19 protein-coding genes and 1 pseudogene are annotated in these 26,276 nt (G+C 72.4%); 13 read left to right on the plus strand and 7 right to left on the minus strand.

Annotated features, from left to right (window positions below; genetic code table 11):
- Positions 1 to 39: 39 nt before the first annotated feature.
- Positions 40 to 1,305 (plus strand): annotated as a pseudogene (locus tag ACZ4Z5_RS08435) (ATP-binding cassette domain-containing protein); the annotation flags it as partial.
- Positions 1,306 to 1,477: 172 nt separating this feature from the next.
- Here the strand turns inward: ACZ4Z5_RS08435 and ACZ4Z5_RS08440 are convergent.
- Entirely contained in the window at positions 1,478 to 1,948 is a 471-nt protein-coding gene (locus ACZ4Z5_RS08440) for a MarR family winged helix-turn-helix transcriptional regulator (protein ID WP_468258490.1), read from the minus strand.
- 94 nt (positions 1,949 to 2,042) lie between these two features.
- Between ACZ4Z5_RS08440 and ACZ4Z5_RS08445 the strand changes: the two genes are divergently transcribed.
- Positions 2,043 to 2,882, plus strand: coding sequence for an SDR family oxidoreductase (locus ACZ4Z5_RS08445; RefSeq protein WP_468258492.1), 840 nt, complete (start codon positions 2,043 to 2,045; stop codon positions 2,880 to 2,882).
- Positions 2,883 to 3,108: 226 nt separating this feature from the next.
- Here the strand turns inward: ACZ4Z5_RS08445 and ACZ4Z5_RS08450 are convergent, their stop codons facing one another.
- Complete coding sequence (locus ACZ4Z5_RS08450; RefSeq protein WP_468258495.1) at positions 3,109 to 3,822, minus strand: TetR/AcrR family transcriptional regulator; 714 nt, start codon at positions 3,820 to 3,822, stop codon at positions 3,109 to 3,111.
- Between the two features lie 219 nt (positions 3,823 to 4,041).
- Between ACZ4Z5_RS08450 and ACZ4Z5_RS08455 the strand changes: the two genes are divergently transcribed.
- Both ACZ4Z5_RS08455 and ACZ4Z5_RS08460 read left to right on the plus strand, forming a co-directional pair.
- Positions 4,042 to 5,427 (plus strand): M6 family metalloprotease domain-containing protein, encoded by a 1,386-nt coding sequence (locus ACZ4Z5_RS08455; protein WP_468258498.1) that lies wholly within the window; start codon positions 4,042 to 4,044, stop codon positions 5,425 to 5,427.
- A 277-nt stretch (positions 5,428 to 5,704) separates the two neighbouring features.
- A complete protein-coding gene (locus ACZ4Z5_RS08460; RefSeq protein ID WP_468258764.1) occupies positions 5,705 to 8,404 on the plus strand; it encodes a SpoIIE family protein phosphatase in 2,700 nt (899 codons plus the stop codon).
- A gap of 120 nt (positions 8,405 to 8,524) precedes the next feature.
- Here ACZ4Z5_RS08460 and ACZ4Z5_RS08465 read toward each other — a convergent pair whose 3' ends face one another.
- Together ACZ4Z5_RS08465 and ACZ4Z5_RS08470 are read right to left on the minus strand one after the other, a co-directional pair.
- Positions 8,525 to 9,283 (minus strand): CbtA family protein, encoded by a 759-nt coding sequence (locus ACZ4Z5_RS08465; RefSeq protein WP_468258500.1) that lies wholly within the window; start codon positions 9,281 to 9,283, stop codon positions 8,525 to 8,527.
- Positions 9,284 to 9,300: 17 nt separating this feature from the next.
- Positions 9,301 to 9,525, minus strand: a complete 225-nt coding sequence (locus ACZ4Z5_RS08470) for a CbtB domain-containing protein (protein WP_468258503.1) — start codon at positions 9,523 to 9,525, stop codon at positions 9,301 to 9,303.
- 310 nt (positions 9,526 to 9,835) lie between these two features.
- Here ACZ4Z5_RS08470 and ACZ4Z5_RS08475 point away from each other — a divergent pair, with 310 nt between their 5' ends.
- Positions 9,836 to 10,399, plus strand: a complete 564-nt coding sequence (locus ACZ4Z5_RS08475; RefSeq protein WP_468258506.1) for a histidine phosphatase family protein — start codon at positions 9,836 to 9,838, stop codon at positions 10,397 to 10,399.
- A gap of 45 nt (positions 10,400 to 10,444) precedes the next feature.
- On the opposite strand, the gene ACZ4Z5_RS08480 is transcribed toward ACZ4Z5_RS08475, so the two are convergent.
- Genes ACZ4Z5_RS08480 through ACZ4Z5_RS08490 form a run of 3 tightly spaced genes read right to left on the minus strand, consistent with a single transcriptional unit; the run spans position 10,445 to position 14,010 of the window.
- Entirely contained in the window at positions 10,445 to 12,739 is a 2,295-nt protein-coding gene (locus ACZ4Z5_RS08480; RefSeq protein WP_468258509.1) for an ABC transporter permease, read from the minus strand.
- Positions 12,740 to 12,742: 3 nt separating this feature from the next.
- Complete coding sequence (locus ACZ4Z5_RS08485) at positions 12,743 to 13,498, minus strand: ABC transporter ATP-binding protein (protein WP_468258513.1); 756 nt, start codon at positions 13,496 to 13,498, stop codon at positions 12,743 to 12,745.
- Entirely contained in the window at positions 13,495 to 14,010 is a 516-nt protein-coding gene (locus ACZ4Z5_RS08490; RefSeq protein ID WP_468258517.1) for a PadR family transcriptional regulator, read from the minus strand. Before ACZ4Z5_RS08490 ends, ACZ4Z5_RS08485 begins: the two co-directional genes overlap by 4 nt.
- A 184-nt stretch (positions 14,011 to 14,194) precedes the next feature.
- Between ACZ4Z5_RS08490 and ACZ4Z5_RS08495 the strand changes: the two genes are divergently transcribed.
- From ACZ4Z5_RS08495 to ACZ4Z5_RS08530, 8 genes are all read left to right on the plus strand, one after another.
- Positions 14,195 to 15,466, plus strand: coding sequence for an ABC transporter substrate-binding protein (locus ACZ4Z5_RS08495; RefSeq protein WP_468258520.1), 1,272 nt, complete (start codon positions 14,195 to 14,197; stop codon positions 15,464 to 15,466).
- 221 nt (positions 15,467 to 15,687) lie between these two features.
- Positions 15,688 to 17,355, plus strand: a complete 1,668-nt coding sequence (locus tag ACZ4Z5_RS08500) for a glycoside hydrolase family 13 protein (RefSeq protein ID WP_468258523.1) — start codon at positions 15,688 to 15,690, stop codon at positions 17,353 to 17,355.
- 77 nt (positions 17,356 to 17,432) lie between these two features.
- Positions 17,433 to 18,761: an ABC transporter substrate-binding protein gene (locus tag ACZ4Z5_RS08505; protein ID WP_468258526.1), complete on the plus strand. Its 1,329-nt coding sequence runs from the start codon at positions 17,433 to 17,435 to the stop codon at positions 18,759 to 18,761.
- Positions 18,762 to 18,771: 10 nt separating this feature from the next.
- Positions 18,772 to 20,133: an ABC transporter permease subunit gene (locus ACZ4Z5_RS08510; RefSeq protein WP_468258529.1), complete on the plus strand. Its 1,362-nt coding sequence runs from the start codon at positions 18,772 to 18,774 to the stop codon at positions 20,131 to 20,133.
- Positions 20,130 to 21,050 (plus strand): carbohydrate ABC transporter permease, encoded by a 921-nt coding sequence (locus tag ACZ4Z5_RS08515; protein WP_468258531.1) that lies wholly within the window; start codon positions 20,130 to 20,132, stop codon positions 21,048 to 21,050. The genes ACZ4Z5_RS08510 and ACZ4Z5_RS08515 overlap by 4 nt, the downstream gene beginning before the upstream one ends.
- 680 nt (positions 21,051 to 21,730) lie before the next feature.
- Positions 21,731 to 22,861 carry a sensor histidine kinase gene (locus ACZ4Z5_RS08520; RefSeq protein WP_468258533.1) on the plus strand — a complete coding sequence of 377 codons (1,131 nt, stop codon included), beginning with the start codon at positions 21,731 to 21,733 and terminating at the stop codon, positions 22,859 to 22,861.
- Positions 22,849 to 23,511 carry a response regulator transcription factor gene (locus tag ACZ4Z5_RS08525; RefSeq protein WP_468258536.1) on the plus strand — a complete coding sequence of 221 codons (663 nt, stop codon included), beginning with the start codon at positions 22,849 to 22,851 and terminating at the stop codon, positions 23,509 to 23,511. The genes ACZ4Z5_RS08520 and ACZ4Z5_RS08525 overlap by 13 nt, the downstream gene beginning before the upstream one ends.
- Before the next feature lie 302 nt (positions 23,512 to 23,813).
- Entirely contained in the window at positions 23,814 to 26,270 is a 2,457-nt protein-coding gene (locus ACZ4Z5_RS08530) for a SpoIIE family protein phosphatase (RefSeq protein WP_468258538.1), read from the plus strand.
- Positions 26,271 to 26,276 lie beyond the last annotated feature (6 nt).

Genomic DNA, 26,276 nt, shown 5'->3' on the forward strand with positions numbered 1-26,276 from the left:
GAGCATGGACGGCTGCGCTCGCTTCCGGCTCGCGTCGGCAGGGGTTCTGTGCGGGCGCAGCATGCCGGTCGCCGGCCGTCCCACGGCCTGGGACTGCTCGGACTGCCCCGCGACCGCACCGTCGGCGGCCTCTCCGGCGGCGAACAGGTCCGGCTCCGGCTGGCCGCCCTGCTGGCCTCCGCCCCCGAGGTGCCGCTGGTCGACGAGCCCACGAACCACCTCGACCACGCGGCCCTGACCTGGCTGGAGGAGCACCTCCGCGCCCGTCGCGGCATCACCGTCGCCGTCCCCCACGACCGGGAGTTCCTCGAACGCGTCGCCACCTCCCTGCTGGAGGTCGACGGCGACCTGCACCGCACGGTCCGCTACGGCAACGGCTATGCCGGCTACCTCGCCGGGCGCGCCGCCGAACGGCAGCGCCGCGCCCAGGCCCACGCCGCGTGGTGCGCGGAGGTGGACCGGCTGCGGGAGTCCGCCGCGGTCACCGCCCGTCGGGTGGCCCCCGGCCGGGCCATGAAGGACGGCAACAAGATGGCCTACGACCGTGCGGCCGGCCGGGTGCAGCAGTCCCTGGCGAGCAGGGTGCGCAACGCCGAGGAGCGGCTGGGACGGCTGCTGGCCCGGCCGGTGCCCGCGCCGGCCGCGCCACTGCGGTTCACCGCCGTGCCGCGCACCACCGTCGGCGCACCGGCCGCCACCGGACCGCACGGTGCGGACCGGCCGGTTCTCGCGGCGGACGGTGTGCTGGTGGCGGGGCGGCTGGCGCCCGTGGATCTGGCCGTGCCGGCCGGCGGCCGGCTCCTGGTCACAGGCCCGAACGGGGCCGGCAAAAGCACCCTGCTCGGAGTCCTCGCCGGCACCGTCACCCTCGGCCGCGGGCACGTCGTGCGGCGCGGCCGGACCGGACTGCTGGCCCAGCGGACCGATGCGGGACCGCCCCGTCGCACGCTCCTCGGGGCCTTTGCCGAGGGCCGCCCCGGCGCGCCCGAGGAGCACACCGAACGGCTGCAGTCGCTCGGGCTGTTCGCCCCCGAACGGCTCACCACCGCGGTCGGCGCCCTGTCGGCAGGGCAGCGGCAGCGGCTGGCGCTGGCCCGGCTGGTCACCGAGCCGGCCGACGTACTGCTGCTGGACGAGCCGACCAACCACCTCTCCCCCGCACTGGCCGAGGAACTGGAGGAGGCACTCGCCTCGTTCCCGGGTGCCGTGGTCGTGGTCAGCCACGACCGCCGGCTGTGCGCCCGCTGGCAGGGTGACCGGCTCGTTCTGCGCGCCCCTGAACCGGCCGCCGCTGCGGCGGCATAGGCGGTGTCCCGCCACTGCCGTCGAAGAAGCCCGCCAGGACGTCGGCCTCCTGCCGGTCCCGTCGAAGGAGTCGAAGAAGGAGGGAGTCCGTACGGAGCATCGGCGACCGACGACAACGCCGCAAGCCGCGGCGCCAGTCGGGCCGGGCCCGGCCCTGACCCACCGGACACCCCTAAGCGTCCAGCGCCTCCTTGTGGGCCTTGAGCTTCCGCCACACGGTGCTGAGGGCGGCGAGGTCGTCCGGGTCGAGGATGTCGGTGAAGACGGGGCCCAGACAGGCGCGGCGGGTGTCGTCGGCCGCGGCGAAGAGTTCTCGGCCCTCGGGCGTGAGGGCGACCTCGACGGAGCGCGCATCCCGCGGGGACGGGGTGCGGGTGACCAGCCCGCGGCCCTGGAGCGCGTCGACGACGCGGGACACCTGGCTGCGGCTGAGCATCGTGCTGTTGCCGAGCACGGACGCCGGGACCGGGTCCGGACTGGAGGCGAGCCACAGCATGACCTCGAACCACGACACGGGCAGGTCGTGCGCCTTGATCAGGGCACGGTCGACGCGTTCGGTGAGGACCGTGCCCGCCCAGACCAGGCCGTAGAAGGCATGGTCGGCCACCGACATCTCGGCCTGTGTGAGCTTCTTCTTCACCATGCCCCGAGCCTACCGTTTGCGTGTACGCACACATAACGCTTAAGGTGTGTGTACACGCACTGAAATTCTCGGTGTCACGAGAAAGGCCACCCCCATGACTTCCAAGGTCGTACTGATCACGGGCACCTCGTCGGGCATCGGCCTGGCCGCCGCCGTCGCCGCGGCCCGGGCCGGCTGGCGGACCGTGGCGACCCTGCGCGACACCAGCCGGGCCGACGCGCTCCGCAAGGCCGCCGCCGAGGCAGGCGTCGAGCTCGACATCCGGCAGCTCGACGTCACGGACGAGGCCTCCGTCGCCGCCGCCGTGGAGGGCGTGATCGCCGATCACGGGCGTCTGGACGCCGTCGTCAACAACGCGGGAGCCGGACACGTCGGCACACTCGAGAACGAATCGGTGGCGGACGTGCGCAAGGTCATGGAGGTCAACTTCTTCGGCGTCCTCCATGTCTCGAAGGCCGCCCTGCCCCACCTGCGCGCGTCCGGCGGACGGCTGATCACCGTCACCAGCGTCGGCGGGATCATCGGACAGCCCTTCAACGAGGCCTACTGCGCCGCCAAGTTCGCCGTCGAGGGCTACATGGAGAGCCTGGCCCCGGTCGCGGCAAAGGTCGGCGTGACCGTCTCCGTCATCGAACCCGGCGCCGTCGCCACGGAGTTCGTCAACAATCTCGGCCTCGACCTGGAGCGCGAAGTGGCCACCGCGGGCCCGTACGCCGATGCGCTGCAGGCCTACGTCGACCGCACCATCGCGCAGTTCCTCAGCGGCGCGCAGACCCCGGCCGAAGTCGCCGAGACCGTCATGGAGGCGCTCACCGCGGACCGGCCCGGGTTCCGCCTCCAGACCTCCGACTGGGCCCGCGGCTTCACCGGCACCAAGCTCGCCGACCTGGACGGTTCGGCGGTGCTCGGTCTCACCGGCGGCTGGGTGGGCTGAACCGCCGAGCTGCCCGGACGGAGCGGCGGTCGGTTCATGGGCGAAGGGCCGGGGCGGGGCGCGGCCGGCCGGTGCCGGATCCCCTCCCCGCCCTGCCTCCGCCCCGCCGGTGCCGCGGGCCCCGCATCGCTCAGTGGCAGACCGCTCGCGTCCGGAGTGCCCCGCCCACCACGCCCGCTCGTGCGCAGGGAGCCGTCCACACCCGCCCGCGCGCGAGGCTCGATGATCAGTCCCCGGGCGCGAAGCGGCCGACGAGCACGTCGACGCCCGCGGCCAGCTGCTCCTCACCGCCCCGGAGCGCGAGGCCCGCGCCCAGCGCCCGCAGCCGGGGGAACTCCTTGACGGACAGGCGGTGCAGGCCGAGCCGGAACGCGGGCTCCGTCTCGTCCGGACTGTCCACGACTTCGCGCAGCTCGATGAGGACGTAGCCGAGCACCCAGGAGATGAACGCCCGGTACAGCCGCACCGCGGCGTCGTCCGCCAGCCCCGCGTCGTACAGGACGTCCAGCACCCGCTCATGGACGCGCAGCACCGCCGGCGGCCGCCGGGTCAGCGGGACGGTGAAGGGCCGGACGGCCACCAGCGGCATGACATGGGGATGGGTGAGGGCCACCCGGTACATCGCCAGCGCGATGCCGGTCAGCTCCTGCCGCCATGTCCGGACGGTCCCGGGGACGCCCGTCAGCTCGCGCTCCAGCTCCAGGAAGAGCGTCTCGACGAGCCCGTCGAGAAGGTCGTCCTTACTCGGTGTGTACCGGTAGAGGGCCATGGTCTCGACGCCCAGCTCGTCGGCGACGCGGCGCATGCTCAGGCCTTCCAGACCTTCCTCGTCCACGATCCGGAAAGCGGTACCGAGAACCCGCTCACGCGTCAGGCGGCCCCTGGCGGAGGGCGGATCTCCTCCGGTGCGCCGCCCGGCCGGCGGATCGGTCTCGTCCATGGAACATCGCCGCCTCTCGGTGATCGCCTCTCCTTGACGGAGCCGGAAATCGGGCGGAGCCTGAATGTGTACAGCATAAACGGACGACGTACATTTACGTCCTCAACGTATCCGCTTCAGCAAGCGCAACCCATCCGTCCCAGCAAGTGAGTGGTCGCCATGCGGCTTACGACTATGCGCCCCAGAATCAACGCAACCGCCTCTGCGCAAGCCTGCCCGGTGCCCCTGTCGCCCGATGCGCTGGCTCAGCTCTACACCCGGTATCTCGAACTGCTCGACTCGCGCCGACTGCCCAAGGGCACCGGTTTCGAGGCCTTCTACCAGGGCTGGCGTTCGCTCCGGCGGGGCGAGAAGCTGATCGGCCTCGACGACGGGGAAATGGAGCTCGGACCGGCCTCCGGCCGCCAGCTGATCACACGGCCGACCCGGCGGCTGAAAGGCGCCGTCCGCACCCTCGTCCTGCTCGTCGATTTCCCCGATCACCCGCACGACCCGAATCGTCGCGTCGGGCACTTCCAGCAGCTGCTGTTCAGCCTGGATTCCCTGCCGACCGGGAGCATGCGGGATTTCTACCGCCTGGTGAGCGGATTCGCCGCGGCCGCGGACTCCGGCATCGACATCCAGGGCGAGGTCCACGGCTGGTTCCGGCTCCCCCAGCCCCTCTCCTTCTACGCCGACGGGAACTCCGGGATGAACGAGGAGGGATTCCCCCGCAATTCCCAGGGAATGGCCCGCGACGCCGTGAGGATCGCACTGGCCGAGGGAGTCGACTTCAGGCCCTTCGACGTCCTCGACGAGAAGATCGTCACAGCGCTGTTCATCGTGCACGCCGGGAGCGGAGCCGAGCAGACCCTGAGCCGCGAGGACATCTGGAGCGTCAAATGGGGCGTCCCCGGAGGCGTCGAGGTCGCGCCCGGCCTGGAGGTCCACACCTTCCTCACGGTCCCGGAGGACTGCGCCATGGGTGTGTGCGCACACGAATGGGGCCATCTGGCGGCGCGCTGGGCCGACTACTACGACACCGGCCCGCTGGAGGCGACGCAGTCGAACGGCCTCGGCAACTACTGCCTGATGGCGTCGGGCTCCTGGGGCAACTCGGGCCTGCGGCCGGTGTTCCCCAACGGCATGCTGCGCATGTTCCACGGCTGGGCGAGCCCGGAGAGCATCACGGAGACGACGAAGGACTTCGTCCTGCGCCCGGCCGCGGAAGGCGGGAACATGGCCTTCATCCAGAACCCGGACACCATGTCGGAGACGCAGTACATCCTCGCCGAGTACCGTCGCCGGCGCGGACAGGACGCGTTCCTGCCCGACGAAGGCGTGGCCGTGTACGTCGTCGACGAGGCGATACCCGATGTGAACATCGAGAAGCGCCTCGCGATCGAACTGCTCCAGGCCGACGGCCGCCGCGATCTCGCCGGCATCTTCGGCCGCGGGAACCGGGGAGACTCCAACGATCTCTACCCCTCCCTCGGCAACAAGATCATCGGCGAGACGACGACGCCCGCGCTCAACCTGCCGAACGGCGCCTGGACCGGCGTCACCCTCGAGGTGGAGGGCAGCCCGGGTGACGACGAGATGGCGATACACGTCCGTATGGAGTGACAGAGCGGAACCAGGTGGGAATGAAGGAAGCAGGCCGGGAAAAGGGGACGGAACCGGGCCGGGACGGGGTGCCACGGCCCGGTGCCGAGCCCCGACTGCCAGGCCGGAGGTCCGGAGAGAACGAGGCCCAAGGTCCGGAGCGGGCGGGGACCAAAGTCCGGCCCGGACGGGACCGAGGGCGGAAGACTCGGATGTCCGGCGCATCGCTTATGGCCGCAATAGTCCCCCTGGTGCTAGAAAGGACAGCGTGATCAGGCGCTTCGACCGATTGCGGGGCGTGTCGGTTCGGCCACTGATCGAAAGGCGCCCCAGGAGCGTCGCCGGGCAGGTCTTCGTCCTCCAGGTGGCGGTCATCATTCTGCTCGTCTTCGGAGCGATCCTGGCGCTGGTGCTGCAGACGCGGCACGACGTCGACCGTGCGGCCCGTGCCCGCTCGGTGTCGGTCGCCGAAACGTTCGCCCACTCCCCCGGCCTGCTGGCCACGCTGAAACTCCCGGATCCCTCCCGTGTCCTCCAGCCCCTGACCGAGGAGGCACGGAAGGCCGCCGGGATGGACTTCATCGTGGTGATGGACACCAACGGCATCCGGTACACCCATCCGCTGCCGGAACGGATCGGGAAGCGGTTCGTGGGCACCATCGAGCCCTCGCTCCAGGGCAAGGTCCTCACCGAGAGCGTCAAGGGACCTCTCGGTGACGAGGTCCAGGCGGTGGTGCCGGTCAACGACCGCAAGGGCCAGGTCGTCGCCCTGGTCTCGGCGGGCCTCACCGTCAAGAGCGCCACCAGCCCCGTGAACCAGCAGCTGCCGGTCATCCTGGGCACCGGCGCGGCCGCCCTCGCCCTCGCCACCGCCGGCACCGCGCTGACGACCAGACGGCTGAAGCGGCAGACGCACGGGCTCGATCCCGCCGAGATGACCAGCATGTACGAGCATCACGACGCGGTCCTGCACGCCGTCCGCGAGGGCGTGGTCATCGTCAGTGGAGACGGTCGGCTCATGCTGGCGAACGACGAGGCCAGACGGCTGCTGAACCTCAAGGCGGGCGCGGAGGGGCAGCTCATCGCGGACCTGCCCGGACTCGACCCGGGCACGGCCGACCTGCTGTCCTCCGGCCGCACGGCCAGCGACGAGGTGCACCTGGCCGGCGACCGGCTGCTCGTGGTCAACCAGCGGCCCACCGACACGGACGGCGGCCCCAAGGGCGCCGTGGCGACCATCCGCGACTCCACGGAGCTCCAGGCGCTGACCGGACGGGCGGAGGTGGCCCGCAAACGCCTCAAGCTGCTGTACGACGCCGGTGTGGGCATCGGCACCACCCTCGACGTACGGCGCACCGCGCAGGAACTGGCCGAGGTCGCGGTCCCGGGGTTCGCCGACTTCGTCACCGTGGACCTCGCCGACCCCGTCCTGAACGGGGAGGAGCCCAACGGCGGCAGCTCCGGGATGCGCCGGACCGCGGTCAGCGGCATCCGCGACGACCATCCGCTCTATCCGCGGGACCGGCTGATCCAGTTCCTGCCGTCCACACCGATGGCCCGTGGGCTCGGCAGCGGCCGGGCGGTGGTGGTGGCCGATCTGTCCGATGCGCCGGGCTGGCACGCCCAGGACCCGGAGCGGGCCCAGGAGATCGTCGAGTACGGCATCCACTCGCTGATCACGGTGCCGCTCCAGGCGCGCGGCGTCGTCCTGGGCGTGGCCAACTTCTGGCGGTCCGAGAAGCCCGGCCCGTTCGAGGAGGAGGACCTGTCCCTGGCCGAGGAGCTGGTCGCCCGCGCGGCCGTGTCCGTCGACAACGCCCGCCGCTACACCCGTGAGCACGCCCTCGCGGTGACGCTGCAGCGCAGCCTGCTCCCCCGCACCCTTCCCCAGCGGAGCGCCGTCGAGGTGGCGCACCGCTATCTGCCCGCGCAGTCGGGCGTGGGCGGCGACTGGTTCGACGTGATCCCGCTGCCGGGCAGCCGGGTCGCCCTGGTGGTCGGGGACGTCGTCGGACACGGCCTGCACGCGGCCGCGACCATGGGACGGCTGCGTACGGCGGTGCACAACTTCTCGACGCTCGACCTGCCGCCCGACGAGCTGCTCGGTCACCTGGACGATCTGGTCGGACGTATCGACCAGGACGAGCCGGGCGCCGCCGGCGCCTCCGGGATGACCGGGGCCACGTGCCTCTATGCGGTCTACGACCCGGTGTCGCGGCGTTGTGCCATGGCCCGCGCGGGGCATCCGCTGCCCGCGCTGGTGCACCCGGACGGCAAGGTCGAGTTCCCGGAGCTCCCGGCGGGCCCGCCCCTGGGGCTGGGCGGTATGCCGTTCGAGACGGCGGAGCTGGAGCTGGCCGAGGGCAGCCAGCTGGTGTTCTACACCGACGGCCTGATCGAGGACCGCACTCGGGACATCGACGTCGGCATCGATCTGCTGCGGGAGGCGCTAGCGCACCCGGACCGTCCGCCGGAGGACAGCTGCCGGGCCGTGCTGGAGGCCCTGCTGCCGACCCGCCCGAAGGACGACGTGGCGCTGCTCATCGCCCGCACCCGGGTGCTCGGACCGGACCGGGTCGTCGAGTGGGACGTGCCCAGTGATCCCAGCGCCGTCGCCGGGATGCGCGCCGCGGTGGTCAGGCAGCTGGACGAATGGAACCTCACCGGGCTGTGCTTCGGCACCGAGCTGATCCTCAGCGAGCTGCTCACCAACGCCATCCGCTACGGATCGGATCCGATCCGGGTGCGGCTGCTGCACGACCAGGGGCTGACCATCGAGGTGGCCGACGCGAGCAGCACCTCGCCGCATCTGCGGTACGCGGCCACGACGGACGAGGGCGGCCGTGGACTGTTCCTGGTGGCCCAGATCGCCGAGCGCTGGGGCACCAGGTACACCCCTGAAGGCAAGATCATCTGGGCCGAGCACACCCTCAGCGGATCGACCAAGCACGCGGACGGGATCCCGCTGCTGGGGTTCACCGACGACGACCTGCTCTGACCGTCCGCCGACTGCGGACGGCCGAGGGTTCCGTGGTCTGCGGACGACCGAAGGCGGGGCCGTGCAGACGCGAGGGACCCGCCGGGCGCGCCCCCGACGGGTCCCTCTTCGCGCTGTGCCTCAGTGGGCTGCGGCCGCCGGCTCCGCCGGAGCCCCTGCCGGGGATGTCCCGGCCGCGAGAGCGCGCTCGGCGAGCTCTCCGAGGATCAGGCCCAGACCGGCCCAGAGGAGGGCCTGGGTCCCGATGGACGCCAGCCGGAACTCCCACAGCACATCGGCCGGGAAGCCCTCGGGGAGTCCGCCCCCTGCCGGGAGGAAGACCATCGCCAGGGCGAGGACCACGACGAACGCGCCCGCCGCGGCGACGGTGGCGTTCCAGTTGCCCCAGCGCAGAGCGGCCTTCTTTCCGAACAGTACCGCCCCGACCGCCAGCAGCACGCTGAGGACGATCATCAGGAAGAACAGCGCGGTGCGCTGGTTCAGCGTGGCCGGGTCACCGACCGCGGGCGGATTGGCGGGGTACTTCAGGAACGGCACCAGGGCGACGGTCACGAACCCGGCCAGACCGACGAGTGCCGCCGTGGCGCGGGCGCCGAAGCGGCCGATGCGCCCGAGGGCGAAGCAGAAGGCCAGCCCGGCGATGCCGCCCAGGGCGGTGCCGTAGACGAGTACCGCGGTGGCCAGGCCCGCCGTCGACTGCACGGCGCGGCTCACCAGTTCCTCCCCGCCGTGCTCATGGGAGTGCGCCGCCTCGAAGGCGATCGCGGCGTCCACGGGGGACTCCCCGACCAGGTAGGCGAAGCCGAAGGCGAGCAGCCCGGCGAGCACTCCCGCGAGCATGCCGCGGAGCAGCAGGGAGCGAACGGATACGGAGTTCATCGGTGCGTCGCCCCGTCTCAGTGGCAGGGGAAGCCGAGCAGGTGCCGGCCGTCGTGCACCCATTCGTGGACACCTTCGCCGGAGATCACCGAGAGGGCACCCTGCTCGGTTCCGACGAAGTGCAGCAGGATGAGCATCAGCAGGCCGAAGAAGGCCGCCCAGGGCAGGATCGCCCGGATCGGCAGTTGGGTCACCGGAGGTGAGTCGGGGACGGAAACGGGCGTGATGGCGGACTGGGCCACGGCGGTACCTCCTCGGGAACACGCGTCCCGCTCTGGGTGGAGCACGCGACGACGGCTGCGGGTCTGACTCACCACGCGGGCCCCCGTGGTTCCGGGATGCACCGTGCGGCACACAGTGGCGCGACCGTGCCGGGATTTCACCGGTCTTCCGCAGCGCCGTCATTCTGTCGGGGAGAGGTTACCGGTGTCGGTGCCCGTCGCCAATACCTGCTGTGACCAGCGATCACCGGGAGTCCGGCTGCGGGGTGTGCTCGTAGCATCACGGTGCACCTCCGGCGATCGGCCGGGGGCCGAGGGGAGGGATCCGGCCATGACGATCCGGCTCACACTGCTCTGCGCGGCGGCGGGACCGGCCGTTCGGGACGCCCGGTTCGGTGACGGGCCGCCGGACGAGCGCGGTCTGCGGGAGGCCCGGGCGCTGGCGGAGGCGGTGTCCGCCGTTCCGAGGGTGCTGCGGGCGCCGTCGGAGCGGTGCCGGCTGACCGCCGAGGTCCTGCGGCTCGGCGCCACGGTCGAGAGCGCCCTGCGCGACTGCGACTTCGGGCGGTGGCGGGGCCGCACCCTCGACGAGGTGGCGGCCGCCGAGCCGGAGTCGCTGATGGCGTGGCTGACCGACCCGGACGCGGCTCCCCATGGCGGGGAGTCCACGCGGGCCCTGATCGCGCGGGTCGGCGGCTGGCTGACCGGGCTGCCGGAGGACACCGGCCGGGTGCTGGCCGTCACCGAGGCCGCCGTGGTCCGCGCGGCGGTCGCCCATGCGCTGGAGGCGCCGCCGTCCGCGTTCTGGCGGATCGACGTGCCTCCGCTCTCGGCTGTGACACTGACCGGGCGTACCGGCCGGTGGAACCTCCGGGCCGGTCCGCTCGGCAGCTGACCGGCGCCAAGGCGACCCGGACCCGGCTCGCGGGGGCGTACGGAGTCAGGCGACGGCGCTCAGGCTGTCCGCGAGCCTGCGGCGCGCGGCGCGAGCGGCGGGCAGCGCCGAGAAAGCGACCGCACCCAGTACCGCAGCCACGGTCAGGAACAGGAGGTGGAGAGCCGACGGCGCATGGGCGATACCGGCACCGACCCCGCTCAGCCGGCCCTCGGTGTCGATGAGCCAGCGGGCGAGGGGCACGCCCAGCGCCGCGCCGACGGCCGCGGCGGCGAGGGCGGTGCAGCCGACGGCGGTGACCGTGACGGCCGTGATCTGCCGTGGGGACAGTCCGATCGCCTTGAGCGCCAGCAGGTCCCGTTCGCCTTCCCGTACGGTTCCGCCGATCGCGGTCGACAGTTCGATGAGGCCGATCAGGGCGAGTACGGCGATCAGTCCGACGACGACGCCGCGCATCGGGGCGAACCGGTCGGCGGGGTCGGGCACCTCGTGCACGTCGAGCCTCCCCCGCGAGGCGTCCGTCAGCGCGGCCCCGACCTTGCCGCCCTCCGCACCTGGGTCCAGCCGGAGCCGATAGAGGGTGGGCCGGAGCGCCGGATCGTTCTCTCGGAGGGTGTCGAGTGAGGCGGAGATGACGCGGCCGCCGTTGTCGGGCTCGATGCTCCGGCCGACGATGTGCAGGACCTGGGGGTGCCCGCCGACGGTGGTGCGCACCCAGTCGCCGACGCGGACGTCCAGCAGGTCGAGGAGTCCCTGTCCGGCGACCGCCTCGTCGGGTCCGCGGGGCGCCCTGCCCTCGGCGACGGTGAACGGGTACGGCTCCTGGCGGGTACCGAGGCCGCGCAGCGCGATGGTGCCGGTCTGGCCGGGCACCAGGGCGGCGACCTCGACACCGGGGTGGGCGGCTGCGACACGGGGATCCCGGGCGAGCAGCGCCCGTGCCTCCCGGTCGTCGAGGCCCTTGTCCGCGCGGGCGGTGAGCTCGGCTGCGCGGCCGAGCTCTTCGGGCGTGCTCTCGAAGCGGCTGATGCTCGTCCAGGCGCTCAGGGCGACAGTGATCAGCAGCAGGGGCAGTGCGAGGCGGGCGATGGTCGCCGGGGACCGGGGGCTGCGGGCGAAGGCCCGGTGCCAGCCGAGGACCAGGGCCGGCGGGAGGCCGCGTCCGAGGGCCTTGCGCGCCGGGCCGGACAGCCGTCCGCCGGCCGGCGCGGCCGCCGGGACCACGGGGACGGGCGGCACCCGTCCGGCACGCCAGGCGGCGAGGCAGGTGGTCCCGCCGATGAACAGGACCGCGGCGACGGGCACGGTGACCAGGGTCGCGGTGTACCCCGGTATGCCCTGCCACACGGCGACGGCGTCACCGAGCCGGCCGGGCAGCCTGCTGCCCACCATCTGTGTCAGGACCGTGGCGAACAGCGCCCCGAGCACCGCGAGGGCCAGGTGCTGGACGAGGAAGACGCGGACCACCTGGCCCGGGGTGAATCCGACGGCCTTCAGGACGGAGATGTCCCTGAGGTGGCCGCGGACCCTGGTGCCGATGGCACCGAACACGGCCAGGGCGGCGGCGACGAGTGCGCCGAGTCCGAAGATTCCGAGCACCTGGCCGAGCAGCCTGGTGTCGTCCTGGGCCTCGGAGCGGGCCTGCCGCCAGTCGCTGACGTCGGTGACGGCTCCCGCGCCGAGAGCGGTGACGGCGCGTTGCACCGCGTAGTCGGTGTCGGCGGGATCGGTGAGGCGGAGGCCGACGACCTGTCCCGGCCGGTCGTGCGTCCGCTGCACCACGGGCGGCAGCGCCCACACGGTGCCGGACCGTTCGCCGGGCCGGTAGCGGGGCTCGGCGCTGTCCGCGACGCCGACGACGGTCAGGGTGGGGCCGCCGCCGGGGAGCGTGAGGACGTCGCCGGGCGCGGCGACCAGGGCCCGGGCGAGGCTGCTCTCGAGGACGACGCCGTCGGGGGTGCCGGGGTCGAGCCACCGGCCGGCGGCGATCAGGGGACGGCCGGTCGCGGGAGGCCGGCCGGTCGCCGCGCGCAGTTCCACGGTGGCGCGGGCGCCGCGTGACTCCAGGGCGGCGGAAGCGGTGCGGTGGGGACCGGACACGGCCTCGACGCCGTCGAGGCCGGCGAGCCGGTCAGTGTCGGCGGAGGACAGGGTGTGGATCCAGACGTGGGCCCCGTGGGACTGGGCGAACACGCGCTGCCAGGGGTTGGTCGCGTAGCCGAACAGCGCGCCGGCCAGCAGCAGCGAGGCGATGATCCCGGCCGTGGCGAGGACGATGAAGAGCGCCTCGCCGCGGTGGGTGCGCAGGTCGGCGTGTGCCCAGCGCAGAGTGGCCCGCACGGGTCAGTCCCTCAGTTCCAGGACGCCGGACAGGCCCCTGCCGCCGGCCGGTGTGCCGCCGAGCTCGGCGTCGTCGGCTATCCGTCCGTCGAAGAAGCTGATCACCCGGTCCGCGGCGCTGGCCATGCGCGCGTCGTGGGTGACGAGGAGGATCGTCTGGCCGCGCTGGTGGAACCGGGAGAGCAGCCGCATGACCTCGCGGGTGCCCTTGCTGTCGAGGCTGCCGGCCGGTTCGTCGGCGAGCAGCAGCCGGGGGTGGTTGACGAGGGCCCGGGCCAGGGCGACGCGCTGCTGTTCACCGCCGGACAGCTCGCCGGGCATGCTGCGTTCCTTGCCCTCCAGGCCGAGGTCGGCAAGGAGCTGCTCCCGCTCGGCACGGGCCCGGCGTGCGGAGGTCCCGGCGAGGAGGGCGGGCAGTTCGACGTTGTCGGCGACGGTGAGGTTCGACACGAGGTTGAAGAACTGGAAGACGATGCCGATCCGGCGTCGGCGTTCCACCGCCCAGCGGGCCTCGCTCCAGGAGTCGGTGCACTCGCCGTCGAGCCGGATGGTGCCGCCGTCGGGGCGCTGGAGGCCGCCGAGCAGGTGCAGCAGTGTCGACTTCCCGGCGCCCGACGGGCCGGTGACGGCCACGAACTCGCCGCGGCGTACGGACAGGTCGACGCCGCGCACGGCGTGCGCGGGTGCGCCTTCGCCGTGGTGGGTCTTGACCAGGCCCTCGGCGCGCAGCAGGGGGACGGAGTCGGTGGTGTCGCTCATCGCAGCTCCTCGAGCTCCTCCTGGCAGCGCTCCAGCCAGTCGAGGTCGGCCTGGAGGTGCAGCATGGCTCCCTCGATCAGTAGGTGGGCGATGCGGTTGTCCCGGTTCTCGGTCGCGGCCAGCTTCGACAGATTGCGCATGGTGTTGAGGTACTCGCGTCGCTGTTTGTTGATCAGGGCGATCTGGTCGGCGAGTCCGGTCCGCGGGGCGAGGGCGAGCTTCATGAAGAAGTCGTCCCGGACCCGTGGCTCGTCCGCCGTGTCCTCGAACCAGGCGGCGAGCGCTTCCCGTCCGGCCTCGGTGAGGTGGTAGATCTTCTTGTTGGGCCGGCTCGACTGGGCGACTTCCTCGCCCACTATGAGTCCGGACTTCTCCAGCCGGCCGAGGGTGACGTAGATCTGGCCGACGTTCGGCTGAGGGTACGCGGACCCCAGCAGTTGCTCAAGGTCCTGCTTCAGCTCGTAGCCGTGGGCCGGGCCGCGGGCGAGGAGGGCCAGGAGGGCCAGGCGCACTCGTGCTCTCCTCCCCGGCGTCGTCCGCCTGCTCGTCTGCCCGAGGGCGGCACGGACCGTGGCTGTTGTGGCCCGGATCGCCCCCGTAAAGTGCGGTGGGCTCTAGTATCGCCCATGCCTAACAGGTATACATGCCCGTGTCGCCGGGCGAGGGTGCCCGGCGCAGGTGCACTGGGAGGAACCTATGCGGTGGATACGTGCCGCGGGTAGGGGTCTCCTGGTCGCGGCGGTTCTCCTGGCCGGGCAGGCGGCGTCCGTCGGGCACATGGGCAGGGCGCCCGACGACGACCGGGGCCCGATGACGCTGGCCACGGCGGGCGATCTCACGGGCTATCTCGGCCCGCTGCTCGAAGGGTGGAACCGCAGCCGTCCCGGCGAGCGGGTGACCCTCGTGGAGCTGCCGGACTCGGCCGACGAGACCCGTGCGCAGATGGTCAGCGAACTGCGGTCGGGCAGCGGCCGTTTCGACATCCTCAACATCGACGTCGCCTGGACCTCGGAGTTCGCGGCGGCGGGCTGGATCTCCGCGCTGGAGCCGGACCGTTTCCCGCTGCGCAGCTTCCTGCCTCCCGTGGTGGACACGGCGACGTACGACGGCCGGCTCTACGCCGTGCCGTACGTGACGAATGCGGGCATGCTCTTCTACCGCAAGGACCTGCTCGACCGGGAGCGCGAGCAGCCGCCGCGGACCTGGTCGGATCTGGAACGGCAGGCCCGGACGGTCGCGCCGAAGTACGGCATCGGGGGCTACGCGGGCCAGTTCCTGCCGTACGAGGGGCTGACGGTGAACGCGTCGGAGGCGGTCTACTCGGCCGGGGGCACGGTGCTGGGTGACGAGGGCGAGCGGGTGACCGTGAACTCCGCGGCGGCCCGGGAGGGGATCGGTTTCCTCGCCCGGGGCGTGCGGGACGGGTGGATCCCCCGGGAGGCGCTCACGTACAAGGAGGAGGAGTCGCGGCAGGCCTTCCAGAACGGCCGGCTGCTCTTCCTGCGGAACTGGCCGTACGCCTACGCGGGCGCCTCGGCGAAGGAGTCGAAGGTGGCGGGGAAGTTCGGTGCGGTCCCGCTGCCGGGGCCCGACGGGCCCGGCACGAGCATGCTGGGCGGGTCCAATCTCGCGGTGAGCTCGCACGCCCGGCACCGCGAGTCGGCGAACGATCTGCTCGCCTATCTGACCAGTGACCCGGTGCAGCGGAAGGTGCTCACCGAGGGGGCGCTGCCACCGGTACGGGCGGCGCTGTACGAGGACCCGCAGCTGGTCCGGAGGTTCCCGTACCTGCCCGTGCTGCGTTCAGGGGTGCTGGCGGCCGCGCCACGGCCCAAGAGCCCCCGTTACGAGCAGGTGAGCCTGGTGGTGCAGGCCGTGGTGCACGACGCGATGGCGCAGCACCAGACGCCGGCGCAGGCCGTGCGCCGGCTCGCCGCGGAGCTGGCGGCCGTCGCCCGCCACGACTGAACCACGCGTCCCTTTCACCTCCAGGGCCCGCCTACTTACCTGTTAAGTAGGCGGGCCTTCATCATGGTGCGCGACAAAACGGTACATACCACCCCAACTAATGAGCGTTTTCTGCATCACCGTTGACACTCTCTCGTCATCGCTACTTAACATGCATGCATAACCGCAGCCCACCTCTTCGGGCACGCGCACCCTTCACGCAGAAACAAGGTCAACGGGTGATGCTCACAGCCACGGCCGGAGACGGCCTCTCGCACCGCCACACGCAGCGCTGGTGGCGCGACGCAGTGATCTACCAGGTCTACGTCCGCAGCTTCCTGGACAGCACGGGTGACGGAATCGGCGATCTCGCCGGTGTCCGGGCCGGACTGCCGTACGTGAAGAAGCTCGGCGTCGACGGCATCTGGCTGAGCCCCTTCTACCCCTCCCCGCAGCACGACCACGGCTACGACGTCGCCGACTACTGCGATGTGGACCCGGTCTTCGGCGACCTCGCCGAGTTCGGCCTGCTCGTCCGGGACGCACACCGGCTCGGCATCAAGGTGCTGCTCGACGTCGTCCCCAACCACTGCTCCAGCGACCACCAGTGGTTCCGCGCGGCCCTCGCCGCGGGGCCCGGCAGCGCCGCCCGTGCCCGCTTCCACTTCGCGGACGGCCGCGGCCCCGACGGCTCGGAACCGCCGAACAACTGGCACGCGATGTTCGGCGGCCCCGCCTGGACCCGCGTCACCGAGCCCGACGGCACCCCCGGGCAGTGGTACCTGCACATGTTCACGCCCGAGCAGCCGGACCTGAACTGGCGCAACCCCGAGGTCGGAGCGCACTTCGACCACGTCCTCCGCTTCTGGCTGGACCGGGGCGTCGACGGATTCCGCATCGACGTGGCCGCGGGGCTCTTCAAGCACCCCGAACTGCCGGACTCCCCCGACCCCGAGGCCGACGCCCGCACCCGCGACTCCGTCAACCCGCTCGCCTGGAACCAGCCCGAGGTCCACGACGTGTGGCGGCACTGGCGGTCGGTCTGCGAGGAGTACACGGCACGCGACGGCCGGGAGCGGCTGCTGGTCGGCGAGGTGTCCGTGCCGACCGCCCGCGAACACGCCCTGTACGTACGCCCCGACGAGCTCCACCAGGCCTTCTTCTTCGACCTCCTCGGCGCCCCCTGGAACGCCGAGGCGTTCCGCAAGGTCGTCTCCGACGCCATGCAGGACATCGCCGGCACCGGCTCCACCGTCACCTGGGTCCTCAACAACCACGACCAGGTGCGGACCGTCACCCGGTACGGCGAGTCCGGCACCGAGGGCAGCGGCCTGGGCGCCGCCCGGGCCCGCGCGGCCGCGCTGCTGATGCTGGCGCTGCCCGGCGCCGCCTACATCTACCAGGGCGAGGAACTCGGCCTGCCCGAGGTCGTGGACCTGCCCGACGAGGTGCTCACCGACCCGATCTTCCGGCGCACCGGCAGCCGGGCGCGCGTCCGGGACGGCTGCCGGGTGCCGCTGCCGTGGTCTGGGCACGCCTCCCCCTTCGGCTTCACCTCCGGCGCCGAGGGCGTCAAGCCGTGGCTGCCGCAGCCGGGGTGGTTCGCCGAGCACGCGACCGACCGGGCCCTCGCCGACACCCGCTCGTTCTGGCACCTCTACCGCGACGCGCTGCAACTGCGGCGTGGTCTCCCGCAGTTGGGCGAGGGCACGCTGCGGTGGCTGCACTCCGCGCCCGGTGTGCTCGCCTTCTCCCGCGGCGACGGGCTGGTCTGCGCCGTCAACTTCGGCACGACCCCCGAGCCCGCGCCCGTCCACGGCGCCCCGCTGCTGTCCAGCGCCCCCTGTCCGCCGGGTGTCCTGCCCGGTTCGACCGCCGCCTGGTGGATCACCGACGGCACCGCCCCCTGAATCCCCGTCCCCGAAGAAGTACGAGCCCTCTCCCGAGCCCGACTCCACCCCCCCCTGTCCCCGAAGGGATGTCAACAATGATGCGACGACGCATGGCACTCGCGGGCTGCTCCGCCCTCACCCTCGCGTTCGGTGCGACCGCCTGCGGCGGCGGTCCGGTGACCGCCGCCGGCGGTGGCGGCGGCCAGGAACTCGCCGGCCAGACGATCACCGTCGCCGGCGTCTGGTCCGGCGCCGAGCAGAAGAACTTCCAGAAGGTGCTGGACGCCTTCACCACGAAGACCGGTGCCAAGACCCAGTTCGTCTCCACCGGTGACAACGTCTCCACCGTCGTCGGCAGCAAGATCGAGGGCGGCAACGCCCCCGACGTCGTCATGGTGCCCCAGGTCGGTGTGCTCCAGCAGTTCGCGAAGCAGAAGTGGCTGAAGCCGCTGTCCGACACGACCGTCAAGGCGGTCGACGCCAACTTCGCCGGTGTCTGGAAGCAGTACGGCACCGTCGACGGCACCCTGTACGGCCTGTACTTCAAGGCGGCGCACAAGTCGACCGTGTGGTACAGCCCGGAGGCGCTCACCCAGGCCGGCGCCCAGCCCCCGAAGACCTTCGAGGAGATGCTGAAGACCGGCCGGACCGTCTCGGACTCGGGTCTGCCGGCCTTCTCCGTCGCCGGTGAGGACGGCTGGACGCTCACCGACTGGTTCGAGAACATCTACCTGTCGCAGGCCGGGCCCGAGAAGTACGACGAACTCGCCGCGCACCGGATCAAGTGGACCGACCCCACCGTGGTGAAGGCCCTCACCACCCTCGGCGAGCTCTTCTCCGACAAGACGCTGGTCGCCGGCGGCCAGAAGGAGGCCCTCGGAACCGACTTCCCCGGTTCCGTCGAGAAGGTCTTCGGCCCCCGCCCCGGGGCGGCCATGGTCTACGAGGGCGACTTCGTGGCCGGGATCGCGAAGGACCAGTTCGGCAAGAAGATCGGTGAGGACGCCAACTTCTTCCCGTTCCCGGCCGTCGCCGGTGGGAAGGCCCCCGTGGTCAGCGGCGGTGACGCCGCGGTCGTCCTCAAGGACGGCAAGAACCAGAAGGCGGCCATGGCGTTCCTGGAGTACCTGGCGACCCCCGAGGCCGCCGCGGTCTGGGCCGGGGCAGGCGGCTTCCTCTCCCCCAACAAGAAGCTCGACCCGGCCGCCTACGGCGACGACACCACGCGGAAGACCGCCGCGTCGCTGATCGAGGCCGGCGACTCGGTGCGCTTCGACATGTCCGACCAGGCCCCCGCCGCGTTCGGCGGCACCAAGGGAGCCGGCGAGTGGAAGCTCCTCCAGGACTTCCTGCGCGACCCCTCGGACCCGAAGGCGACCGCGGCACAGCTGGAGGACGCGGCGGCCAAGGCGTACAAGGGCTGAGGCGACCGTCATGACCACTGTCATCGCCCCCGCACCCGCCCCGGCCGCGGGGCGGGGGACGGCAGACCCCCGGCGTCGCGCACAGCGACGCCGGCGGGTCACCGCCGTGATCTTCATCCTTCCCGCACTGCTCCTGCTGGGAGCGCTCGTCGTCTACCCCGTGCTGTTCTCGGTGGGCCGCAGCCTCTTCGACGCCACCGGCACCCGCTTCGTCGGCGGCGAGAACTACCTGGAGATGTTCCGCGACCCGGCCACGCTGCGGGCCATCCGCAACAGCACCATCTGGGTGGTGGTGGCGCCCACCCTGCTCACCGGGCTCGGACTGATACTCGCCGTGCTCGTGGAGAAGGTCCGCTGGGCCACCGCGTTCAAGCTGCTGCTGTTCATGCCGATGGCCGTCTCCTTCCTGGCGGCCGGGATCATCTTCCGGCTCGCCTACGAGGAGGACCCCGACAAGGGCGTGCTCAACGCCGCGGTCGTCGGTGTGCACGACGCCTTCGACAACGCCACGTCGTACCCGACCGCCCGTGCCCGCGACGGGCAGGGGCTGACCAAGGACCAGGACGGGTCCCTCCGTACGGCCCGGGCCGTTTCACCCGGCAGCACGGTCGCCCTCGGGCTCGTCGGCGTACCGGTCAAGGACCTTCCCGCCGGCGCACGGCCGGCGTACGACGCGGCCGCCGCGACGGCCGGCGCCCGCGAGCTGCGCGGAGTCGTCCACCTGGACTTCACCCCGGCGGGCGCCGGGACGCCCGGCAAGGTCGACCGGGGCGAACGAGGACTGCCCGGCATGACGGTCGAGGCCGTACGCGACGGCCGCACCGTCGCCACGGCCACCACCGCGTCCGACGGATCCTTCCGCCTCGCGGACCTGCCCGCGGGCTCGTACACCCTCCGGCTCCCCGCCGAGGACTTCGCCCCGCCGTACGAGGGGGTGTCATGGCTCGGTCCGGCCCTCGTCACCCCGGCCATCATCGGCGCCTACCTGTGGATCTGGACCGGATTCGCGATGGTCCTCGTCGGCGCCGGCCTGTCCTCCCTGCCCCGGGACACCCTGGAGGCGGCCCGGATGGACGGGGCCAACGAGTGGCAGGTGTTCCGCAGGATCACGGTGCCACTGCTCGCGCCCATCCTGACCGTGGTCTTCGTGACCTTGGTGATCAACGTGATGAAGGTCTTCGACCTGATCTACATCATCGCTCCGGGCCCGGTGCAGCAGGACGCCACCGTCCTGGCCACCCAGATGTGGCTGGTGTCCTTCGGCGGCGGCAACGACCAGGGCCTCGGCAGTGCGCTCGGCGTGCTGCTCCTGCTGCTGGTCGTCCCCGCCATGGTCTTCAACGTCCGCCGCTTCCGCAGGAGTCAGTCATGAGCACTGCTGTCACCAGGCCCGTGAAGACCGCACCGACGCCCCCGCCCGCCGCCACCCGGCCACCCCGCGGCAGCGTGGCGGGCCGGCTCACCCGCGGTCTGGGCACCACCGTGGTGCAGGCGTTCCTGGTCGTCGTCGGCCTGGTCTGGATCACCCCGCTCGCCGGTCTGCTGCTCTCCTCGCTCCGCTCCGCCGAGGAGAACGCGTCCGGCGGCTGGTGGACCGCGCTGGCCGCACCGAACCAGTTGTCCCTGGAGAACTACACGGCGCTGCTGGACAACGCCGGGATCACCCAGGCGTTCTGGAACACCGTGCTGATCTCCGTACCGGCGACGGCGCTCGTGATCGTCATCGCCGCGCTGGCCGGATACGCCTTCGCCTGGCTGGAGTTCCCCGGCCGGGACTGGCTCTTCCTGATGGTGGTGGCCCTGCTGGTGGTGCCCGTGCAGATCGGCCTGCTCCCGGTCGCCAAACTCTTCGGCCAGCTCGGCCTGTTCGGCACCATCCCCGGCGTCGTCCTCTTCCATGTCGCCTACGGACTGCCGTTCGCCGTCTTCCTGCTCCGCAACTACTTCGCGGACATCCCCCGCGAGATGCTGGAGGCGGCCCGCATGGACGGCGGCACCGAGTGGCGGATCTTCACCCGGCTGGTGATCCCCGTCGGCCGCCCGGCCATCGCCAGCCTGGCGATCTTCCAGTTCCTCTGGGTGTGGAACGACATGCTGGTGGCCCTGCTGTTCGCCGACAGTTCCAGCCAGCCGCTCACCGTGGAACTCCAGTCGCAGGTACGGCAGTTCGGCAGCAACATCGATGTCCTGGCGCCCGGGGCCTTCCTCTCCCTGATCGTGCCGGTCGTGGTGTTCTTCGTCTTCCAGCGGCACTTCGTGGAGGGGGTGATGGCGGGCTCCGTCAAGTGACGGGGCCGGCTGAGCCGGGCGCGGCGGCAGCAGTCGGCCGCCCGGGGGTGCGGACCGTGCGGGCGGCGTGACTCCCGGCCCGTTCCGGGGCCCCGTAGCCGAGACCGCGGGCCGGTGGTCGGACGTGCGGGCGGGTGCCCGGCGGCCTCCCCTGCCACCGGGCACCAGCACCGCTCCCCCGGTTTCCCCCTGAAGGTGGTCGGTCAGCCCCGGAAGCCGCCATGGCGGTACCGGGGCACGTCGGCCCGGCGGACGTTCCGGCCGGGTGCCCGCACCTGGGCGGGTGCGCGACGGGATGCGCCACGGGCTCGTGGACACCGCCGGGCGTCCGAGGCGTGGCCCGGTGAACGGCCGGGGCGTCGGGCGGGGCCGGGCAGCGGGCCGCCACGTTCGCGGGTGTGCCGGCGGCAGCGGGGGCAGCCGACGGCAGCGGCTCCACGGGGGCGGCCAGGACACCGTGCCGCAGGAATCGAGCCACGTTTCGCCTGCTCCTTCCCCGATCCGAGGGCCCGGTGATCTCATTGCCGGTGACGGGCACGCGGTGAGTGCGTCGCGCCCGTCACCGTGTGCGCTGCCCGTCGGGACCTGAAGCTAGCGGGCTCCGCCCGTCGGCAGTACCGCCTGTTCCGGGGGGTTGCGCAAACGAGGCCGGGGCGGGACAGGACATGGGGTGCGGCGGCATGGGCGTGGGGATCGGATCGGGGCTGCAACGGGCCCAGGGGTTCATGGTCCTGGCCACGATGATGTACCGGGCGAGTCATCTCACCGTCGGTCTGCTCGCCGTCCTCCAGCACCAGCGCACCACGCCCGTTGCGTGGCTCGCGCTCGGTACGGCCGTCGGGTGCAGTGCCCTGGTGTACGGCACGGCCCGTTCGCGGGGCTGGTTCTCCTCGTGGTGCGTGTGGTCCGACGTCCTGCTGACCGGCTGCACACTGCCGTTCGTCGCCTACCTGTGGGGCGGTGCGCGCCAACCGGAGTCGATGGCCTGGGTGATGCTCCTCGGGGGCTCGTCGAGCGCGGCCGCCGCCGTGACGCTGGGCCGGTCGGCCGTGGTCGCGGTGGTGGTGCTGCTGGGGCTGACCCATTTCCTGGGCTACCGGCTGACCGGCGCCGCCGGGGCGGTGGTCGGCGGTCATCTCAACTCCGTGGTGGCCTCCGCGGTCATGGCGTGGGTGTTCTGGTGGTACCTGCGCCGGCAGGGCAGCCTCCTGGACGCCGCGACCGAACAGGCGATGACCGCGGAGGCCCGGCGGGCCCGGTACGCCGAGCGGATCGCGCACCACCGCGCCCTGCACGACACGGTCCTCGCCACCCTGACCACGATCGCGAGCGGCACCGTCGACGCCAACTCGCCCGACATGCGACGGCGTTGTGCCCAGGAGGCGGCCTACCTGCGGCGTCTGGTCCAGTCGACGTCCGCCCCGGAGTCACCACCGGACGTCGCCGCTGCGCTGGAGGACGCCGTCCGGTCCGCGGAGGGCCTCGGACTGCGCGTCACCACGCAGTACCACGATCTGCCCAGGGTGCCCGTGGACGTCGCCGCCGCTCTGGGTGACGCCGTGACCGAGGCCCTCAATAACGTGGTGCGGCACGCCGGTACGGGACACGCGTTCGTGACCGCGGTGGGGGACGGCGGCCGGGCGGTCGTGACCGTCGTCGACCAGGGTGCCGGCTTCGACCCCTTGGCAGTGACGCAGGGTCTCGGGCTGCGGCGTTCGGTGTGCGCGCGGATGCGGGAGATCGGCGGCACGGCCGATGTGGACAGCACCCCGGGAGAGGGTGCCCGGGTGGAACTGCGATGGCCGGCGTGATCAGGGTGGCGGTGGTCGACGACGACCGGATGCTGCTCGACGGGCTGAGCGCCTGGTTGCACGACGTACCGGCGGTGCGGCTGGTCGCGGCGGTGTCGACGGTGGACGACCTGCTGGCCGGGACGGGCGCAGCCGGTTCCGGAGGAGCCGTGGACGTGGTGCTCCTGGACCTGCTGCTGCGCGACGGCTCGGAGCCGGCCGGGAACATCCGGAGGCTGCGGGCGGCCGGCAGCCGGGTGCTGGTCATCAGCACGGTCGCGGAGCACGCCCGGATCGTGGCCGCGGTGGCCGCCGGCGCCGACGGCTATCTGACCAAGGACAACGACCTGAAGTCGCTGGTGAGCGCGGTCGAGGAGGTCGCGGCAGGCGGTACGGCGCACTCCCCCGAGCTGGCGTTCGCCTGGGCGCGGGACACCGGTCCGGCCCGTCCCCGGCTGTCGCCGAAGGAACTGGAGGTGCTCCGCGACTACGCGTCCGGGCTGACGCTCAAGGCCACGGCCCGCCGCGCCGGGATCACCCCGAACACCGCCAAGTACTACCTCGACCGGGTCAAGGAGAAGTACCAGCAGGCGGGGCGCCCCGCCTACACGAAGATCGACCTGGCCCTGCGGGTGCGTGAGGACGGCCTGGGAACCGCGGAAACGGGGTGATCCGGCCCTGTCGGGCGCCCGCCGCGCTCCCCCTCCCTCCGGCCGACAGGTCCCGAGGCCTACTCGCCGGTCGGGGTCCGGACGGGCCGGAAACGCCGTACTCTACGGGCCCAGGGACGTCGTCGGCGGCGCCTCCGCACTCTCCTGACTCGCTCCCGGGGTCGGGTGCGTCGCAGCATGGAGGTGGACGCCGGAGGCCGGCTCGTCCGTGGAGCGCGCTCTCCGTGCGGAGAGCCCGCTCCGCGGACGCGACCGCCGTGGCGCCCGGGCAGCGTGTCCCGCGTCTGGAGGCGGTGCAGGCTTTGAGCAGACAACACTTCGCCTTCTGCGGGGCCGAGCTGGCCGCTGTCTACGTGCTCGCCGAGCGGGGCGACGAACTGCACCTCGCCGAGGTGGTCGGGAACCGTGCGGCCTCGTACGGCCTGCCGGCGGTCCTCGCGGTGGACGCGCCCTCCCCCGCCGCGGACGCGCTGCGCGAGGGCCGGGCGGTGTGGCTGGGCCCGGAGGACCTGGCTGCCTACGGTCTGTCCGGACCGCACATCGGTCCGGACACGGTGCTGCTCCGGGAGAGCGCCCGGAACGCGCCGACGAAGACCTCGCTGGGTGCTCTGCCGCTGCTGCGGGGCGCCAAGGAGCTCGGTTGTCTGATCGTGATGGGGGAGGTCGCCGACGGCTTCGACTCCGACCGCCGCAAGCTGCTGGAGCTGTACGCGGACCAGGTCGCCGCCGGCATCGAGGGGGTCGCCGCCCGCGTCACCACCCGGACCGAGGCCCGCCCGCATCTGGGCGCCGGCCAGGCCCTGGTGCCCTCGCAGGGCGGCGCGTTCATCCTGGAGCTCACGACCGGCGCCATGGAAGCGGACGCCCAGGTGCTGGAGCTCATCGGCATCACTCCGGAGGAGTTCGACGGCCACGTGGACTCCCTGCTCGCGTGCGCGGTCCCGGACGACGTGCCCGCGCTGATGGCGATCGTGGAACCGGGAACTCCGCTCGACGGGCAGCAGCTGGCCTTCCGCATCCGCAAGCCGGGCGGCGAACAGCGCTGGCTGGGCCTGCGCAGCCGGGTGCTGCCCGATGCCGACGGCAACCCGGAGCGCATGCTGGGCGTGGTCGCCGACGCTTCCTATCTGCGTCCCAGCGCCGACGAGGTCTCGATCGTCCAGCGGCTGTCCGCCAAGCTGGCGGGGGCCACGACCATCCGGGACGTCAGCCGCACCGTCGTCTCGGCCCTGCGCGAACCGCTGCAGGCCAGCCGGGTCGCGGTCGCCGAGCTGGAGACGGACCGGCTGGTGGTGACGGTCCTCGATCCTCCCGAGCCGGACGCCTGGCCGGAGGCGTGGCGGGCCGAATGGCGGTCCGAGTGGCCGGACGCCTCGCGTCACGCCCTGCCCTCGCTGGAGAACGCGCTGCGCGAGGGGCATGTGAGCCTGTGGCCGCCGGGCGCCCGGCTGGAGCCGGGCCTCGAGGGCATCGGTCCCGGTGGCCTCGCCGTGCTGCCGCTGCCGGCCGAAGGCCGGATGGTGGGGGTGTGCCTGGTCGGCTGGGACCAGCAGCACCGGTTCGGCCCGGAGGAACGCTCCCTGCTGACGGCCAGCGCGGCGCTGGTGGGCCAGGCCCTGATGCGCGCCCACGCGCTGGACGCCGGACACGAACTCGCCAGGATGCTGCAGCGCAGCCTGCTGCCCCGCAAGCTGCCGGCGCTGCCCGGTGGCGTGGCCGTCGCCCGCTATCTGCCGGCCACGGTCGGGCTCGAAGTGGGCGGTGACTGGTACGACGTCATCCCGCTCTCCGACGGACACGTGGCGCTGGTCATCGGTGATGTGCAGGGGCACAGCGCCGGAGCCGCCACGATCATGGGCCAGATGCGCACGGCCGTGCGGGCCTACGCGGTGGAGGGCCACCCGCCCGATGTCGTGGTCGCGCGCGCCAACCGTCTGCTCGTCGGCATGGACACCGATCTGTTCGCCACATGCGTCTACGTGGACCTGGACATGGAGGAGGGGATCGCCAAGTTCGTCCGGGCGGGGCACCTGCCTCCCCTGTTGCGTCATCCGGAAGGGAACACCGAGGAGCTGACGGTCGAGGGCGGCCCGCCGCTGGGGATCGTGGCGGACGCGGAGTTCCCCATGACGGAGGCCGGCCTGGTCCCCGGCACCCTGCTGGTCCTGCTCACGGACGGTCTGGTGGAATCGGCGAACCTCCCGCTCGAGGTGGGCATGGGCCGGGCCTGCGCCATGCTCGCCGCTGCGGACACCAGCGATCCCGGACGGGTCGCGGACGAACTGCTCGGCAGCTCCAACCGGCGTGACGACGACGTGGCCGTGCTGCTGCTCCGCTACGACGGGACGCGGGTCCGGCCGCTGCGCACCCACTGGACGGTGTGGCGGCTGCCGAACGCGGTCCAGCACGCCCGCCGCTTCACGGCCCGCACGCTGCGCTCCTGGGACGTGGTGGAGGAGCTGGACGTCGCGCTGCTGGTGGTGTCCGAGCTGGTCACCAATGCCATCGCGCACACCCAGGGAGAGGTGGGCCTGGATCTGGTCCTGTCGGCGGACCGGCTGCGGATCGCCGTGAACGACGCCTCCCCCCGCAGTCCCGTCAAACCGACCGACGTGGACTGGGAGGCGACCGGCGGCCGTGGCCTGCTCATCGTCGAGGCGACCACGGCGTCCTGGGGTGCGGTGCCCCTGAGCGGGGGCAAGCAGGTCTGGTGCGAGATCCCGCTGGCCCCGCGGGAGCGGCTGGGGCGGGTCACATAAGGGGGT

It is taken from the genome of Streptomyces sp. NPDC030222 (genome assembly GCF_055573115.1).

What these genes read in the sequence shown, in the direction of transcription:
- ACZ4Z5_RS08475 (WP_468258506.1), top strand. Translation starts at nt 9,836, where the DNA reads ATGACGATCCGGCTCACACTGCTCTGCGCGGCGGCGGGACCGGCCGTT.
- ACZ4Z5_RS08525 (WP_468258536.1), top strand. Translation starts at nt 22,849, where the DNA reads ATGGCCGGCGTGATCAGGGTGGCGGTGGTCGACGACGACCGGATGCTG.
- ACZ4Z5_RS08485 (WP_468258513.1), bottom strand. Translation starts at nt 13,498, where the DNA reads ATGAGCGACACCACCGACTCCGTCCCCCTGCTGCGCGCCGAGGGCCTG.
- ACZ4Z5_RS08465 (WP_468258500.1), bottom strand. Translation starts at nt 9,283, where the DNA reads ATGAACTCCGTATCCGTTCGCTCCCTGCTGCTCCGCGGCATGCTCGCG.
- ACZ4Z5_RS08495 (WP_468258520.1), top strand. Translation starts at nt 14,195, where the DNA reads ATGCGGTGGATACGTGCCGCGGGTAGGGGTCTCCTGGTCGCGGCGGTT.
- ACZ4Z5_RS08445 (WP_468258492.1), top strand. Translation starts at nt 2,043, where the DNA reads ATGACTTCCAAGGTCGTACTGATCACGGGCACCTCGTCGGGCATCGGC.
- ACZ4Z5_RS08505 (WP_468258526.1), top strand. Translation starts at nt 17,433, where the DNA reads ATGATGCGACGACGCATGGCACTCGCGGGCTGCTCCGCCCTCACCCTC.
- ACZ4Z5_RS08520 (WP_468258533.1), top strand. Translation starts at nt 21,731, where the DNA reads ATGGGCGTGGGGATCGGATCGGGGCTGCAACGGGCCCAGGGGTTCATG.
- ACZ4Z5_RS08450 (WP_468258495.1), bottom strand. Translation starts at nt 3,822, where the DNA reads ATGGACGAGACCGATCCGCCGGCCGGGCGGCGCACCGGAGGAGATCCG.
- ACZ4Z5_RS08515 (WP_468258531.1), top strand. Translation starts at nt 20,130, where the DNA reads ATGAGCACTGCTGTCACCAGGCCCGTGAAGACCGCACCGACGCCCCCG.
- ACZ4Z5_RS08510 (WP_468258529.1), top strand. Translation starts at nt 18,772, where the DNA reads ATGACCACTGTCATCGCCCCCGCACCCGCCCCGGCCGCGGGGCGGGGG.
- ACZ4Z5_RS08500 (WP_468258523.1), top strand. Translation starts at nt 15,688, where the DNA reads ATGCTCACAGCCACGGCCGGAGACGGCCTCTCGCACCGCCACACGCAG.
- ACZ4Z5_RS08440 (WP_468258490.1), bottom strand. Translation starts at nt 1,948, where the DNA reads ATGGTGAAGAAGAAGCTCACACAGGCCGAGATGTCGGTGGCCGACCAT.